This is a genomic window from Flavobacterium hydrocarbonoxydans, assembly GCF_009789235.1.
Classification (GTDB): Bacteria; Bacteroidota; Bacteroidia; order Flavobacteriales; family Flavobacteriaceae; genus Flavobacterium; species Flavobacterium hydrocarbonoxydans.
The window spans coordinates 168219-185465 of the sequence record NZ_WSTB01000001.1 but is presented as its reverse complement, the minus strand read 5'-3'; the positions used below and the strand labels follow the sequence as shown (position 1 = coordinate 185465).

Here is a 17247-nt window from a genome sequence, read left to right as displayed (position 1 = left end):
TTAAATCGTTTTGATTGCCATAATTTTCTCTTCAAAAGTGTCTTTAAAATCAGATTTGCTTTTGATTCGCGTTTTATAGGTATAAATGGTAGCCACAGAGAGTTCCAGGAATTCTGCCATTTGGCTGCTGTCCTGAATTCCAAGTCGGTAAAGGGCAAAAATTCTAAGTTCTGTATTTAAAAGTTCTCCTTTCTTGACGATACATTTGTGGTCATTTGGAAATAAATGGTTAAAGTCAGTTACAAAAGTTGGGAATAGTTTCAGGAAAATTTCATCAAACTGATGAAAGAGATTTTCCCGTTCTTCCTTTACATTATAGCGTTTCAGACTCGCAATGACTTCATCGGTTTTTTTAGTGATGATCTTATGAAGCGTGCTTTTTTGAATATGATCTATTTTATTGATGAATGCTGAAGTTGCTTTGATAAAATAGGTAATATATTCTTCCTTGATAGCATTAGCCTCACTTAAACTGATATTCATTTCCTGAAGCTGACTGTAGGAGGAAGCCATTATTTTTCTTGCTTTATTTCTTTCTTTTAATTGTTTGAAAATAATAATCAGAAACAAAATAATGATAACGGTCAGGATTGTCAGCAGAATTATAATCTTTTCGAGTTTGTCATTTTTGTCTTTTACATTATTTAATTGTGCTTTTTCGATAATAGGCAATATCGATGAAATTTCGATTTTGCGATGTCTGGCATTATAAAAAGTAGCATCATCCATAGCAATATTGATGTACTCATTGGCTTTTTCCAAATAGCCCATTTTAAAGAGTTCATTGGCTAAATTTCGAAGTGCCACCGTTTCTTTGGTGGCATTTTTTACATCGGCAATAGCCGCCAGAGCAAGATATTCGATAGCTTTTTTGGTATAGCCTCTTTCCGAATAAATGTAGCCCAGACTCGAAGTTGCAATTCCGTAATAATCAGGAGGCAAATCGTAGTTGTTGATCCAGTAGCTAAAAGCAAATTCGGCTCCGCGCCAATCTTGTTGTTTTAAGCGTTTCAAACTTTCGGCTGCCCAATATTCATTGGTATTGGTACCTATCAATTCTAATGCTTTTTTTAGAAAATGATTCCCCTGCTGTACATAATGAATATTGAAACGTTTGTCTTTATTGTAATCGGCCAGATCGTAATAGGCACGGGCTTTTATGGAATAAAACTCAAACTTATTTTTTAAATCCAATTTTTGATCATCGATAATATTTAAGGTATCAATGGCTTCTTTGAACAAACCGGAAGACAGCAATACAAAACCTTCCTTAATGCGGCTATTAGCGAGGTATTTGGGTTGTTTTAATTGTATGGCCTTCACTTTTGCTTCTTCTAAATAATAATAAGCCGAATCATATTTAAAGGATTTATACTCATCAAACAACGACATATAACATTTATAAAGCTGCTCATTATTCTGGCTTACAGTAAATTTTGACACTGATTTTTTTAAGGTTTCAATTTTAGCGTACTTCTGTTTGAGATAGACGTCTTTTTTTTGAAGCACTTTGTCTAATTCTTCAAGAACCGGATTTTTCTCTTTCGCAGTAAGAGTAAAACCTGCAATGAAAAAATATAGAATTAATATTCTTCGCATGGTTGGTTTGGGTTTAAGGTAAAGTTTTGAGTTGAGTTAATTCGTTTTGTTTTAAGATGTGATGTATAGAAAAATCAATCTTAGGGATCTTTTGACAATTCGTTTAAAATCGCGCCCTGTTTTATAAAAAAGGCTTGAAATTGTTAAAAGAATTGAAATATCTTGCAATTATACAATAAAAACAGCTTATATATAGGTATAGTGAAAAAAATATGGTATTTAATTTTCATATTATCAGTATTTAAGTGGTTTTATACGAATATTTATCTAAACAACATCTTGATTTTCTGTTTTTAAAAATAACTATAAATATTTGATTTTCAATAAATTGAATTAAATTTTATCTATATAATATCTTGATTTTTCACAGATATTTTTTTTTAGATTTTTTTTACGTCTAGTTTCGTTCTGTCCTTTTAGGGGATGTAAAACTAACAAAAAACCACAAAATTTATGAGATGTAAAAGTATTTATTGGTTAGCTGTTATCATGTGTTTATTAGCCATTGGCTGTAACGAAACTGATGATGGAAGCTACGTTGATTCGATTACCCTTTACGAAAAAGTAAACGGAAATTGGGGATTAACAAACTTGAAAATGGTTGATGAATTTGCAAAAGCAAATGCTATTGAACCAAAAGAAGAAAACTTAAGTACGTTTTTTAACTACGAAGATTTTAAAATCAAATTTAATGTAGATGAAAAAAACAGACCAACAAGTTATGAAGTTTTAGGTGATGTTCCTCCTTTATTCGCTCCAAAAGGCTACTGGGAACTCAGTTCAGATTTTCAACAAACCAACGCAAGTGCGGTAAGAATCTATTTGTATAGTGATGCTCAAAAAACGCAAAAAACAGATGAATTAAGATTGACTTCGGTTCCAGGAAGCAATGACGAAATGGAAATTCAACTGGTGCGCTCTTCTAACGGAACTCCGTTTGTATCCTATGTATTCAAATTAACTGCTATTAACTAAAAGAGATATGAAAAAATTTATCTATACAATTTTACTGGCCCTTTTTATGGCTCCTAACTTTATTCAGGCACAAGATGCTGCGGGAGCTATAACCAGTATGTCATCCTATCCTGTTGTTTATAAATATGACGAACAGGTAACATGGTATTTTGATCTTTCGGCCACCACATTTGCAGAAACCGAGGATGTTTATATCTGGATCTGGTCACCATCTGAGCCTGATGCAGGAAATTGGGAAAACTCATCTGATTTTGCAAAACTAACATACGAAGGCGACAAAATCTGGAGTTTTACCTTAACTCCAACCGAATATTTTTCTAAAACAGCCGATGAAATTGCAGCAAGTGCCGGTTTCTGGTTTCGATTAAAAGATAAAGCAGGAACGAAACAAACCGATGTGGGCAATATGGCTTATACCGATTTTTCTTCGTTTTATACGGCTAATGAACTCATCAGATCCTATCCAACAAAACCAACTATTGATAAAGGAGTAAGTATCTTGTTCAATTCGAATCTGGTTGCGGGATTTGAAGGTGTGCCAAGTGTACATTTTCATAGCGGACTAAATGACTGGGCTGTAAAACAAGAGTATCAGGCATGGCTTCCGGATGTTTCTGAAAAAACAAAACTAAAAGATTTAGGAAATGGTTTTTATAAAATGGATTTGATTCCAGAGGAATATTACGGCACTGAACCGGGTTATGTTATGGAAAACATTGTTTTTCTGATGGTCGCTAAGGACTGGGCAGCCAATTCCGGTGATCAGGTAATTTACGCAGGCGAATACATTCCGCCACCACCACCGGTATTTAGATTTTTTCCTTTGCAGATTAGTCAGAGAGATTTTCTGGGAATGTCCAGAAAAAATAATGAATCAGGTGTTAATAAGCTTATTTACACCATTACTGCCGGCAGTAAAGTAATTACAGGTGAGTTTAATGGCGGTGTAGCCGAGATTAAAGGATTTGTCAATTTGGTATCAGAACTTAAAGGGATTCCTAATTTAAGTGAAATACATGTTTTGGTAAAAGACAACAAAGACAAGACCATTTCGGATACTACAATTCCGCTTAAAACCTTAGACTAATAATTCACTATCAAATTAAAACACCAATTCTAATGAATAGTAAAAATAAAAAAATAGTCCTGCATCAAATGTGGACTACTAAATCAATGGTATTGATGATTTTCATGCTTTTTCTTTCGGCAGGAATGTTTGCTCAGGGAAAAAAGCAGGTATCAGGTACCGTTTATGATAATACTGGAAATGTATTGCCGGGCGCTTCGATTATAGAAGTGGGAACAAAAAATGGAACCACAACAGATTTTGACGGAAAATTTACGCTGGAGGTAGCCGTAGGAGGTTCGATAGAAGTTTCTTTTATTGGTTCGACTAACCAAAAAGTACAGATAACGGCATCGACACAGCCCAATTTAGAGATTCGTCTGCAAAACGATGGCTATCTGCTTTCCGAAGTTCAGGTTGTAGCAGTAGGTTACGGAACACAAAAGAAATCAGATCTTACAGGAGCCATCTCTACAGTAGGAGCTGATGATTTGGTTAAAGGAACCATTTCATCAACAGAACAGGTTTTGCAGGGAAAAGTGGCAGGTTTAAACGTGATTCGCCCTTCAGGAGATCCTAGTGCGGGTTCGTCATTGCGTTTGCGTGGAGGAACTTCGCTAACAGCCAGCAACAGCCCATTAATTGTAGTGGATGGAATTGCAGGTGTTGATATCAATGTGGTACAGCCATCAGATATTAAATCGGTTGATGTATTAAAAGATGCTTCGGCAACCGCAATTTATGGTTCCAGAGGTGCTAATGGAGTAATCATTATTACAACAAAATCAGGAACTAAAGGCGTTTCTATAGTCTATAACGGAATGTCAAGTATTGGATATGTTTCGAATCATCTGGATCTTTTATCAGCAAATCAATGGAGAGCGCATATTCGCGAAACTGGCAATATGGATGCAGTAGATTATGGTGCCAACACAGATTGGCAAAAAGAACTGGAGCAAACTGCTATTTCACAATCGCATACTTTGAGCATCAATTCTGGCAAAGCCGATAGTGGTTTCAGAACTTCAATTTCGTATTTGGATAATCAGGGTGTAATCAAAACAACTGGTCTGGAAAGATTGAGTGCCAATGTAAATGCGTATCAATATTTGGGCGACAATAAGGATGTAAAATTCGATACAGGTTTATTCGCTAATATCGATAAATGGCATCCGCTTGATTACAGAATTTTTGAGCGTTCGTATAACCTGAATCCAACTATTCCAGTTTATGATGCCAATGGCGAATTTACTTCGGTAGGTGGAACAATTTATGAAAATCCGGTTGAGATTTTAACCAACAGAAAAGTAGATAATCAAAGACACAGATTGTTAGGATATTTTAAAACCGAGGTTAAATTTTTAAATGATTTTCAGGCTGTAGCCAATATTTCATTGGAACATAATGCCATGAAAGGAAGTACCTACAAGCCATCATACGCCGTTATGGAAGGTAGAACCGAAGACGGTTACGCACAAAAAACATATGCTGAATACACCAATGCTCAGGGAGAATTGTATGTGAATTACAGTAAAGTTTTTGATAAACACAGTATTAGTGCTTTGGCCGGATATTCGTATTTAGAAAACATCTATCAAGGTTTTGGAGCACAGCGTAGTGGTTTTGTAACGGATGAGTTTAGTTATAACAACTTAGGTGCTGGTTACAATTATCGTTTGGGTGATGTGTATTCATACAAAGGAAAATCAAACTTAGTGTCGTTTTATGCCCGTGCCAATTATAATTATGATGGAAAATATTTGCTTACCGGTACGGTAAGACGTGATGGTTCAAGCCGTTTTGGTGAGAATAACAAATGGGGTGTTTTCCCTTCGGCATCGGCGGCATGGAGAATTTCAAACGAAGAGTTTATGAGCTCCGCAAAAGACTGGCTGGGCAATTTAAAACTGAGAGTTGGATATGGAGTTACTGGTAATCAGGACGGAATTGGCGAATACAAATCGCTTTCGATTTTAGGAGTTGGAAATGATAGTTACTACGATCCGGCTACAGGAACATGGAGCCTGGCGTATTCTCCAAAACAAAACCCAAATCCTGATTTAAAATGGGAATCTACAGAACAACTAAATGTGGGTGTTGATTTTAGTCTTTTTGACAGAGTGACCGGTTCATTCGAATGGTATTCTAAAACGACAAAAGATTTATTATACACTTACGAAGTGCCACAACCTCCTTATTTAGTAGGGAATATGCTGGCAAACGTGGGAGAAATGTCAAATAAAGGAGTGGAACTTACTTTGAATGCAGACATCATCAAAGGAGACAAATTTACCTGGGATGCTAATGTAACATTAGGACACAACGTTCAGAAAATAGAGAAATTATCCAATACCACTTATGAAACGGATGTGATCTACAGCGGATCTTTACACGGATTAGCAGGAATGTCAGGACAATATTCTCAAATAATTGCCGAAGGATATCCTGTTGGAACTTTCTGGGGTTTTCAAAATGCAGGGCTTGACGCCGATGGTAAAATGCTGTACGTAAATGCTGCCGGAGAAAAAGTTTTAGGAGATGCGTTGGTGGATGCCGATAAAAAAGATTTAGGAAATATTCAGCCTGACTTGACTTTAGGTATCGGAATGAACTTTACCTACGGAAATTTTGATTTAGGAATTTCAGGTTACGGAATGTTTGGACAAAAAGCACTGAATGCAACCAATATGATGCTGAATGATCCTAACAGATTGCCAGCGTATAATGTACCGGATGATTTCCTGAACAGCGGCATCACATCGGCACCAAAATATTCAGATTACTGGATAGAAGATGCTTCTTTCTTTAGGCTTCAGACACTTTCTATTGGTTATACTTTGCCTTTAAAATACAAAGGTTCAAAACTGAGATTATACCTTATGGGAGAAAACTTAGCGGTTTTTACCAGCTACAAAGGGGTAGATCCAGAAATTGGTCTTAATGCTCAGGATGGCTCTGACCAGAGTGGTCTGGCTGCGCCGGGAATAGACAAGTATAACAATTATCCTCGACCAACAACGGTTTCTGTTGGACTCAATTTTACGCTAAATAACTAAGCGAATTAACTCAAAAATTTAAAAAATGAAAATCAAAATAACAGCAGCAATATTGATGAGCATGCTTTTTACGATATCATGTACTGATTTAGATGAAGAATTATATGATAGAGTAGAAGATGGAAACTTTGGAACTACTCCAAAGGAAATTGATGCACTAGTAGGTGGCGCTTATTCTTCATTAAGAGGATTTGCTGACGGAATATCAAATAATTATCCAACCTGCGAATACGTGTTCTTTTTAAATGAAGTAGTTTCAGATGAGGCTACTATTCCTACAAGAGGTACCAACTGGTACGACGGAGGACAATATCAGGATGCCCAAAAACATACCTGGAAATCAGATAACCGAATGATTCTTTCGGCATGGCGTTATAACTACACCGGAATTGCCAAAATCAATTCGATCATTTATCAAATCGATAAATCATCATTATCGGCTGAGGCCAAAGCGCCGATTTATGCAGAATTAAAAGCATTGCGAGCCTATTATTACTACCAACTTCTGGATATGTTTGGGAATGTGCCTATCGTAACCGATTTTGAAGATACTGGCTTACCATCCAATTCAACACGCAAACAAGTTTATGATTTTGTGGAGAAGGAATTAAAAGATGCGCTTCCGTACTTGTCATCTAATGTGGTGTATTCTAAATTAACCAAAAATGTTGCTTATTCTTTACTGGCAAGATTATATCTTAATTCGGAAGTCTTTATTGGAACAGAACGCTGGCAGGATTGTTTAGATATGTGCCAACAGATTTCCGGTTATGCACTAACGCCTGATTATTTTGCCAATTTTGCAACGGAAAACCAAAAGTCTGGCGAAATTATTTTTGCTATCCCTTACGATTCAAAAGCAGGAACAGTAGGAAATTATATGTCCTCCATGTCTTGTCATTACCTGCACAGATTTACACTTTCGGCTACTGGTGATTACCCTTGGAGCGCTAACGGAATGTGTGCACAGCCAGGTGTTTATTCTGCTTTTTCGGATACCGATAAAAGAAAAAAAGCTATGGTGGCCGGAGATCAGATCAACCTGGCAACGGGTTCAGTCATTATTATGGACAATGGTGAACCGCTTACCTATACAGAAGAAGTTACAAGCTTAGCGGATGCAAAAGAAAATGAAGGCGTACGTATTGGAAAGTACGAAATGAAAGCGGGCGAAAGCTGGGAACGTGATCATGATTTTGTATTGATTCGTTATGCCGAAATTTTAATGATGCAGGCAGAATGTTACGTGCGTTTAGGATCTCCGGATTTGGCTAAACCTTTTGTACAGCAGGTAACAGAAAGAGCTGGTGAAGAATTGCCTGCGGTTATAGACCTTGATTACATCAATCAGGAATTGCTTAAAGAATTTGCTTTTGAAGGAAGAAGAAGAACAGATAATATCCGATTTGGGACTTTCTTCGAACCTTGGTGGGAAAAAGGAGCTACCGAAAAGTACAGAGGAATTTTTCCAATTCCAAGTACGGTCTTAACGACTAATAAAAACCTAAAACAAAATCCCGGCTATCCGGAAAATTAGGTTCTGGAATGTCAGTTTTCCGTGTTGGTTAATCGCGGAAAGCTGACATATTTTTAAACTCAATACTCAAATAAATGAAAAAATATATCACATTACTGTTTTTCGGAATTATGAATGTGCTTATCGCTGCGGGTTGTAGTAGTAGTGATGACAACAGTCCTGAAAATCCTACGGAACCGGAAACATTTGAACCCGTTGCCATCGAAAAAACAAATACGACCAAGATTTATATGCACTACATGCCCTGGTTTGAAACCAATGAAAGTGCTGCAGATAAAAAATGGGGCTATCATTGGACAATGGCCAATAAAAATCCAAATACTACGGATGCAAACGGACGCAGGGAAATTGCTTCGCACTATTATCCGCTCATTGGGCCGTATCATTCCGGAGATAAAAATGTGATCGAAAATCATTTATTATTGATGAAATATGCCGGAATAGACGGAATCTTAATTGACTGGTACGGCACTTTTGATGTGAATGATTACCGTATGGTAAAAGAAAACACCGAGCAATTGATTGCTGTACTGGATAAAGTGGGGCTGGAATACGCTATTGTGTATGAAGACCGTGTTCTACAAAACGTAGTCAATGCCGGAAAAGCAATATCGGTTACCAGTGCTGCCAAAACAGATTTGGCTTATATGCAGAACAATTATTTTAATGATGCCAATTACATCAAAATAAACGGCAAACCACTTTTGATGAATTTTGGACCTATAGTATTGCAAACGCCTGCTGAATGGACCAATGTTTTTAATTCCATCACCACAAAACCAACCTTTCTGACGCTTTGGGATCAGTCGTTTGAAGCAGGTGATAATGCCTCTGGCGAGTATGCCTGGGTGTATAAAAATAGTACATATCTAACTAATTTTTATACCAATACAAAACCGAAACTGGCTGTTGCCATGGGAAGCGCTTATCCTGGTTTTAATGATTTCTACGCACAGGGCGGAGGAGGAGATGCTATCGGATGGACTATTGCACATAATAACGGAGCAACGCTTGATGAAACGCTTTCATTAGCCAAAAATGCCAATCTAAGCTACCTGCAGCTGATTACCTGGAATGACTTTGGCGAAGGGACGATGTTTGAGCCTACCATCGAATTTGGATATTCGTATGTCGAGAAAGTAAAAGCTTTTGCCGGGGTAAAAAGTACGGAGAACGCCTTTCCTGAAATCAGCAAACTGTACAATTTAAGAATCCAGAAAAAAGGCAACGCCGAAGCTCAGCAAAAACTGAATCAGGCATTTAATTATTTTGCTTCTATGCAGCCTGCAAAAGCAAAACAGTTATTGAGTGAAATAAAATAAGGTGTTGTAATTAATACAATTAAGTAATGAAAAAATTAAAATATAGCTACTGCCTGATTGCTTTTGCATCACTATTATTAGCCGCATGCAGCACTAAACAAACCTATAAAATAGGTTCTCCCGGAAAAAATAACGAACTGGTTTTCGAATTAACGCCTTCTGGACAGCCTCAATACAGTTTTACTTCTAACGGAAAACCGGTTATTGAACCATCTTTGTTAGGATTTGAATTTGAAGGAATCCAAAAAATGACAGATGGTTTTGAAGTGGTTTCCACCGAAGAAAAAGCAGCTGATGCCACCTGGGAACAACCTTGGGGCGAATTTAAAAAAGTAAGAGATCATCACAACGAATTGATTGTGCATCTAAAAGAAGCGAAAGGCGAGGAGCGTTTGGTCGATATTATTTTTAGGGTTTTTGATGATGGTGTTGGTTTTCGATATGAGTTTCCGAAACAGCCAAATTTAGGAAAAGTAAAAATATCGAACGAAATCACACAATTTACTTTTAAGTCGGATGAACAGGTTTGGTGGACTCCGGTACACCGCGAAAATAGCTATTACGAAAGTTTTTATCGTAAAACGGCTATGAGTAAAACAGATACCATCAATACACCGGCTACTTTTGAAACAAAAGAAAAATTGTACGTAGCGATTCATGAAGCGAATCTAACCGATTTCAGTTCCATGACTTTGCTAAAAACCAATACTAACCAGTACAAAAGCGAATTGGTGCCCTGGGCTGATGGTGTAAAAGTATATGCTGAAACCCCTTTTAAAACACCCTGGAGAACTATCGTTGTAGGTACTAATCCGGGAGATCTTACGACTTCTACGATTATGCTGAATTTAAACGAGCCATCCAAAATCGACGATTTATCCTGGATTACGCCTTCAAAATATATCGGAATCTGGTGGGGAATGCACTTAGAGAAATACACCTGGGGACAGGGACCGAAACACGGAGCGACTACCAAAAACACAAAAGAATATATTGACTTTGCTGCCAAAAATAATTTTGACGGCGTGCTGGTTGAAGGCTGGAATGAAGGCTGGGATGGCGACTGGACTGCTGACGGAAACGCGTTTAGTTTTGTAAAAGCCTATCCTGATTTTAATTTAGAAGAAATCACGAAGTATGCTGCCATCAAGAATGTTCGTTTGATCGGGCATCATGAAACCGCAGGAGCTACAAAACATTACGAAAGCCAGTTAGAAGACGCTTTTAAACTGTATAATAAAATGGGCGTGAATACCGTAAAAACAGGTTATGTAAACAAATATCTGGATAAAAAAGAATGGCACGACAGCCAGTATGGTGCCCGTCATTACCGAAAAGTGATGGAAACCGCTGCTAAATACCATATTATGATCGACAATCACGAGCCTATAAAAGGAACCGGTTTACAGCGTACCTATCCTAACTTTATGTCGCAGGAAGGCGGAAGAGGACAGGAATACAATGCCTGGTCTGTAGATGGCGGAAATACACCGGAACACTTAACCGTTTTACCGTTTACCAGAATGTTATCAGGACCTTTTGATTATACGCCGGGGAATTTCAATTTTGATTATAAAACACCTTCAGGAGCGAAGGTACAAACTACTTTAGCCAACCAACTGGCCTTGTATGTGATCATTTACAGTCCTTTGCAAATGGCCTCGGACTTACCTGAAAATTACGAAGGAAAACCGGAGTTTCAGTTTATAAAAGAAGTTCCCTGCAACTGGTCTGATACTAAAGTATTGGATTCAAAAATTGGCGAATACACCACCATTGTCCGTAAAGACTGGGAAGATAAAAACTGGTATTTAGGTTCTATAACCAACAAAGACGCCCGAAATCTAAAAGTAGCCTTATCTTTTTTAGACAAAGGAACAGAGTATCAGGCCGAAATTTATGCAGATGGCAAAGGAGCCAATTACAAGACAAATCCGTATCCGGTAACGATTTCAAAACTAAAGGTAAACAGCACAACTGTTTTAAACATAGATCTTGCAGCTGGTGGAGGAACAGCTATAAAATTCTCTCCAATACAGAAATAAGTTAGTTAGTAAAGTTTATTTTGAGTTAAGTTTGAGTTTGATTATGAACCCTGCAATTTTATAAAAACTGCAGGGTTTGTTCATTTATAAAAACTTTTTTTTCAAATTTCTAGCTGTGTACATTCAAATGAATGTTGTAGCAAATTTTTTATTAATTTATATTTCGCTACAATAAGTGTGGCAAATTTTTTTCGTTTTTTATTTTATTGCAACAAGTAGCGCAATTTAATTTTTATTTATTTTTTGCCACAAAAACTGTGATTTATTTTTTGAAAATTTTATTTTGTCACAATAGTTGTGATTTTTTTTCTAAAATATTTTTATGTCACAACAATTGTGATTTTTTTTCAAAATAATTTTTATGTCACAGTATTACCAGAAAATTATTTTTTGTTTTCTTTTTCCCTGAATGTAGTTATGTAAAGGACAGCGTATGGTTTCCTTAAAGTTATAGCTGTAAGAAAAATTATCTTTGAGGGTGATTTTTTATTTGTGTGTAAATGTTAATTTATATATTTGGTAGGTGGGGGAGAAATTGTATTTATAATATACAAGTTACAAGCAACCGTAGGACGACACTACAACTAATTAACAGACAATGAAAATCACATACATTATTATCGGAATATTTTTAGTAGGCGGACTTGTTTTCTATTTGACAATTTGCGGAAATAAATCAACGGCAAACAACAATCAAACAGTTGCCGACCAAGACACGACCAAACCAAAAGTTCATCAGACAAAAGAAAACACATTTGAAGGACTTCGGAATATGGCTTTTACAGCGACACCTGAACAACTCGGACTTTCATTGCCTACTGACAAAACTGTTGTTTATGGAGTTGTAATGGATTGGGAAATGGGCGGTGCAACAGCGACAACAGTTTCTTATCAGACAGGTGATGCAAGTTTATATTTAAGTTCAGGCGGTGGTGTTATTGGTGGCGGACAACATCAAAATGTAAATAGTGCAGCAAAACAATTTGTAAGTTTAGCACAAACATTTCTCGACAAGACAACTAAAACAGAAAAGACACCTTTACCATCAACTGACGAAGTGAAGTTTTACTTTTTGACCAACAAAGGCGTTTTCGTTGGACAAGAGACAATAAAAAATTTCGAAAATAATTCCTCTTTCTGGCTAAAATTATTTGAAGAAGGAAATAATATATTAACAGAACTTCGCAAGACAAGTGAGAAATAAATTGCGCATATCTGACAGATGTTTCGTCCTGAAAAAAGTTTACTTATTTATACCTAATCCTAAAATAGATTTACAACTCATCATTAGTCCTGCTCTCCGAAGTCTTCCTTAGGAAAAGCTGCGCATTCTATGATAAAAAAACGAAATAATCTTTGGAAAAAACAATATTTGAAACTGAAAGAATTCCATTTAAAGAAAGATGTAAAAAGGATATTAAAATTAAAATTTTTGCCTTTTTATTTTTTGCATCAATCCCAATATTTTCTTCTAGTGAATTTAATATTATTTCAATATTATTTATTCTCTTTTTTTTATTTGTTTTCTTATTTATAACTTATAATGAATCAAAAGAGTTTGTATATAAAATTGAATTTGAAAATGAAAAGATAAATATATTTGGTAGTAATTTTGACAATGATTGGATTGAAATATTTGAAATTAAGAAAGTAAACATCCAAATTAGAAAACATGTATCAAAAACGGGAAGTGTCATTGGATATACGATAATATTCAAAAGCGGAAAGAAAAAAATCACAATAAACAGATTATATAATTGGAATAATTTTGATTTACATCAGATATTCACAGAGTTTAAAAAAATCAAAGGGGAAAAAATAATAATTGATGAGAAATCATTAATAGATGGAATAAAGAAAAAAGCTGAAGATGAAGACGAGTGGGAACAGTAAGTACTTAAAGATGAATTAACCTTTAAAATAAAAACCAAAAAAAAAACATGACTAAAAAAATTGTTTTAATAGCATTATTATTACTAGGTTCAATAGGATATTCACAATCATTGGATTGTAGTAAATTCAAAAACGGAAAATTTTATAATACAAGTTTTCCTAGCTCCTATTTTGTCATTAAAGACGCAATTATGGAAGATATTGACAATGACGTTGTTCTTTGTACTTGGAGCTTATACTGGCTGAGCGATTGTGAATATGAAGTTGTTTGTACTAAAAGTATGATCGAGAATATTACAATTGGAGAAAAAATAGTAGTAACAATTACAGATATAAAGGATGACTGCTTCAAATTTAATAGAAAATTAATAGGCAAAAAATTTGATGATGGTTCAGACACAGTGAGTTTTTATAGCTGCATTAAAAAAGATTAATAGCCCAGATATTGAAGTAAACCCTGCTAGAGCGAGCATACAGGAAGAAAAACAGAAGTATGAAACAAAATATTAAAATCCCTTTTAGTGAGAAATTTAATTATACTATATTCTTATTATTCAGCTTTGGAACTCCTATAATTATTGCTTCAAAATATGATTTAGAAAATAGACTAAAAAGTATTATGATAATGTTTATTTTATTATATTTTTTAGGTTTTTACTGCATTTTTAAAATTTATCAATATATTAAATCAAGCTTTTTTGAATGTACTCTAACAATCGAAAAAAAAGAAATAATTATAGAAAAGCTTGGTGAAGAAAAATATTTTAAAAACTTACCTAAATTTGAAAAAAGTATAATAAGAATGCATTATAAAAAATATGCTTTGGGTCTAGACTATGAAATAAATTTTTACTTAACTGAAAACCAAATTGAGTTTAACGCATTTTGTAATCAACGAAGTGGAATTTTCGATTTTGGAACTCGAAAAAGAATACTTAAAAAAATAAATGAATTCTTAAAACAAAATTGCACAGCCTACAGCCCTTGATAAAGGAGTATCTTACTCCTGAACACAATTTCATATATGAAACCAAAAATAATGTATATCGAAAATAAATCCGAAGGCCATAATGGTTTGGCTTGGATTGGACTCGTTGAATTTTCGAAATCAGGACAAACAGTTTATTTTGACAATAAAGCGTTGAAAAAATTCAAAACAACTGGAATAAGTGGTAATCATTATGACATAGAAACCGGTGAAGAGTATTGGGTTTCGGGGGTCAAAAAAAATGGTGAAGACCGACATAAATATGGTGGGGGAAAAGTAATGCTTGATAAGAAATCGGTTGAAGAATATTTAAAGTTTATAAATGCCGAAAATGTTGATGAGAAAAAATTTATTTTAATTGAATTCAGTAAAACGGATAAAAGCAGGTTTGACGAAATTGAAAATGCTGAAATGGGAATTTAAAATGAAGAAAACTTTAAAAATATTAGGTATAATAATCTTTAGTATACTGCTATTATTCATCTGTTCCTATTTATATCTTACAGATTTTGGTCGAAAAGGAATTCTTTCAAATGAGCCAAGGAATTCAAAAATTGAGATTCCGGTAACATATAACATTGGTTGGTGGGCTTATCAAGATGATCTAACAATTGATAGCTTAAAAATTGTAATAATAGAAAGCAAACTTAATTTGTTCAATTCAAAATCATTAATTTCTTATTCAGTTTATGGAAAAATGAAATATGACGGTCATTGGGAACCAGAAATAAAAAATGTTCATTTATCTGAAAGAATTGAAAAGGATAGTGTAAAAAACCGAATTATTGAAATTACACCTATTATCTCCGTAAAAGAAAATGAGACACTAAAAGGTGGAATTAAGCAATTTAAATTTAAGAACGAGCATACTATAATATCGAACCAATGGGGAAATAACACCATTAAATTTATTTGTGGAAACAAAGAACAGATAATAATATTGCAACAAAGAAAATAAAAATACTACCGAAACAGTTACAGCTGATTTGGCAATTGGCATAGTCTCAAACCAGATGTAGTCCCAGAACGTTTGCAATAATTTTAAAAGACACTAGATTATGAACATAGCAGTTTTACTATTTGACGACTTTGAAACCTTAGATGTTTATGGGCCTGTAGAAGTTTTTGGGCGGCTATCAGACTTATATACGATTAAGTTTTATTCGCTAAATGGTGGACAAATAGAAAACAGACATGGAGTTTCTGCCTTGACTGAGAAATTGGAAGACATTAAGGAGGACTTGGAAATTTTTATAGTTCCGGGTGGCATGGGCACAAGAAAAGAAGTTGAAAATAAATTACTCATAGACAAAATAAAAGAAATAGCAACATTCAGCAAATTTGTATTGACTGTTTGTACGGGAAGTTCACTACTTGCCAGGACTGGACTTTTAGACAATAAAACAGCAACTTCAAATAAACGGGCTTTTGCCTGGGTAGTTACAAATGGTGCAAATGTAAATTGGAACGAAAAAGCACGTTGGACCATTGACGACAAATATTATACATCATCGGGAGTAAGTGCCGGAATAGACATGACATTGGGTTTCATAAGTGACCGACACGGAATTGATTTTGCAAGACGAATTGCAGTTGAAATAGAATATAACTGGACGGAAGATAAGGACAACGACACTTTTAAAGTGGAATAAAATACCCTGCTAACGCGAGCATCTCACTCATGAACACAATTTTGCATATGAAACCAAAAATAATGTATATCGAAAATAAATCCGAAGGTCATAATGGTTTGGCCTGGATTGGACTCGTTGAATTTTCGAAATCAGGACAAACAGTTTATTTTGACAATAAAGCGTTGAAAAAATTCAAAACAACTGGAATAAGTGGGAATCATTATGACATAGAAACCGGTGAAGAATATTGGGTTTCGGGTGTCAAAAAAAATGGTGAAGACCGACATAAATATGGTGGTGGAAAAGTAATGCTTGATAAGAAATCGGTTGAAGAATATTTAGAGTTTATAAATGCCGAAAATGTTGATGAGAAAAAATTTATTTTAATTGAATTCAGTAAAACGGATAAAAGCAGGTTTGACCAAATTGAAAATGCTGAAATTGAAATTGAAAATGATAGTCGCGAAGCAATGTATTGGGATAATAATCGTAAAAAGTTACTATAAATCCTTGTCTTGCCCTCAAATAGGTTTAGATAAAACTATAAAATGATTATTAATAATTATGACTCCAAATAAAAATTTAAAATTTTATATAAAATATTTTCTTCCTGGACTTGCTTTAATTTTGTCTTTAATTGCTGCTGCTCAATTTTACTCATCAAAACTAAATGAAAATGATTTAAAAGAAGTTGTTGGAAAGGTTACATTAATAAAGAAAGATAAATTTAAGCATCATAAATATGCAGATGATAGAATAACAATTCATATCGAAGGACATTCTGAACCTTTCTATTTTTTGGAGAATAATATAAATTACTTTAATACTATAATGGAAAATGTAACGGAAGGTGAAATAATTTCCATTAAACATAGAACAAAATTGCAATCAATAATTGGGAGTGGAAGCGAATTCAAAATATTTAAATTATCAAAAAAATCGATAGTTCTTTACAACTTCGAAAACACAAAGCAACATTTTTGGAATGTTGGTAAATTTTTATTTTGGCTTTCTTTAGGAGTATGGATATTTTATATTTGGTTACAAATAAAGTTTAAAGCAAAAAAAGGCAGTATATAACAACAAGATTTTACTTGAATGCGTAGCACAAATAATGAAGCCCAGATAGCAT

The 17247-nt window shown here is 34.7% G+C and carries 16 protein-coding genes; 15 read left to right on the top strand and 1 reads right to left on the bottom strand.

Translation table 11 applies throughout. The features are described from left to right. A complete protein-coding gene (locus GON26_RS00820; protein ID WP_160372842.1) occupies positions 1-1599 on the bottom strand; it encodes a DUF6377 domain-containing protein in 1599 nt (532 codons plus the stop codon). 453 nt (positions 1600-2052) lie between these two features. Between GON26_RS00820 and GON26_RS00815 the strand changes: the two genes are divergently transcribed. The 15 genes from GON26_RS00815 (at position 2053) to GON26_RS00745 (ending at position 17195) form a co-directional block, all read left to right on the top strand. After that, positions 2053-2574 (top strand): DUF5004 domain-containing protein, encoded by a 522-nt coding sequence (locus GON26_RS00815; protein WP_160372841.1) that lies wholly within the window; start codon positions 2053-2055, stop codon positions 2572-2574. Between the two features lie 7 nt (positions 2575-2581). Next, positions 2582-3661, top strand: coding sequence for a hypothetical protein (locus tag GON26_RS00810; protein ID WP_160372840.1), 1080 nt, complete (start codon positions 2582-2584; stop codon positions 3659-3661). Positions 3662-3693: 32 nt separating this feature from the next. Then, positions 3694-6696 carry a SusC/RagA family TonB-linked outer membrane protein gene (locus tag GON26_RS00805; protein ID WP_160372839.1) on the top strand — a complete coding sequence of 1001 codons (3003 nt, stop codon included), beginning with the start codon at positions 3694-3696 and terminating at the stop codon, positions 6694-6696. Between the two features lie 25 nt (positions 6697-6721). Next, entirely contained in the window at positions 6722-8233 is a 1512-nt protein-coding gene (locus GON26_RS00800; protein ID WP_160372838.1) for a RagB/SusD family nutrient uptake outer membrane protein, read from the top strand. Positions 8234-8307: 74 nt separating this feature from the next. Next, complete coding sequence (locus tag GON26_RS00795) at positions 8308-9555, top strand: glycoside hydrolase family 71/99-like protein (protein WP_160372837.1); 1248 nt, start codon at positions 8308-8310, stop codon at positions 9553-9555. Between the two features lie 26 nt (positions 9556-9581). After that, the gene (locus GON26_RS00790) at positions 9582-11600 is read left to right on the top strand and encodes a glycoside hydrolase family 97 protein (RefSeq protein ID WP_160372836.1); all 2019 of its coding nucleotides are present in this window, start codon (positions 9582-9584) and stop codon (positions 11598-11600) included. A gap of 598 nt (positions 11601-12198) precedes the next feature. Next, the gene (locus GON26_RS00785; protein WP_160372835.1) at positions 12199-12804 is read left to right on the top strand and encodes a hypothetical protein; all 606 of its coding nucleotides are present in this window, start codon (positions 12199-12201) and stop codon (positions 12802-12804) included. A gap of 152 nt (positions 12805-12956) precedes the next feature. Beyond that, positions 12957-13493, top strand: coding sequence for a hypothetical protein (locus GON26_RS00780; protein ID WP_160372834.1), 537 nt, complete (start codon positions 12957-12959; stop codon positions 13491-13493). A 47-nt stretch (positions 13494-13540) separates the two neighbouring features. Beyond that, positions 13541-13927 (top strand): hypothetical protein, encoded by a 387-nt coding sequence (locus tag GON26_RS00775; RefSeq protein WP_160372833.1) that lies wholly within the window; start codon positions 13541-13543, stop codon positions 13925-13927. 59 nt (positions 13928-13986) lie between these two features. Then, positions 13987-14481 carry a hypothetical protein gene (locus tag GON26_RS00770; RefSeq protein WP_160372832.1) on the top strand — a complete coding sequence of 165 codons (495 nt, stop codon included), beginning with the start codon at positions 13987-13989 and terminating at the stop codon, positions 14479-14481. 36 nt (positions 14482-14517) lie between these two features. After that, positions 14518-14904, top strand: coding sequence for a hypothetical protein (locus GON26_RS00765; protein ID WP_160372831.1), 387 nt, complete (start codon positions 14518-14520; stop codon positions 14902-14904). Between the two features lies 1 nt (position 14905). Continuing rightward, entirely contained in the window at positions 14906-15439 is a 534-nt protein-coding gene (locus GON26_RS00760) for a hypothetical protein (RefSeq protein ID WP_160372830.1), read from the top strand. Positions 15440-15539: 100 nt separating this feature from the next. Beyond that, complete coding sequence (locus GON26_RS00755; protein ID WP_160372829.1) at positions 15540-16133, top strand: DJ-1/PfpI family protein; 594 nt, start codon at positions 15540-15542, stop codon at positions 16131-16133. A 47-nt stretch (positions 16134-16180) separates the two neighbouring features. Next, entirely contained in the window at positions 16181-16621 is a 441-nt protein-coding gene (locus tag GON26_RS00750) for a hypothetical protein (RefSeq protein WP_202110809.1), read from the top strand. A gap of 58 nt (positions 16622-16679) precedes the next feature. Beyond that, complete coding sequence (locus GON26_RS00745) at positions 16680-17195, top strand: hypothetical protein (RefSeq protein WP_160372828.1); 516 nt, start codon at positions 16680-16682, stop codon at positions 17193-17195. The last annotated feature ends 52 nt before the right edge of the window (positions 17196-17247 follow it).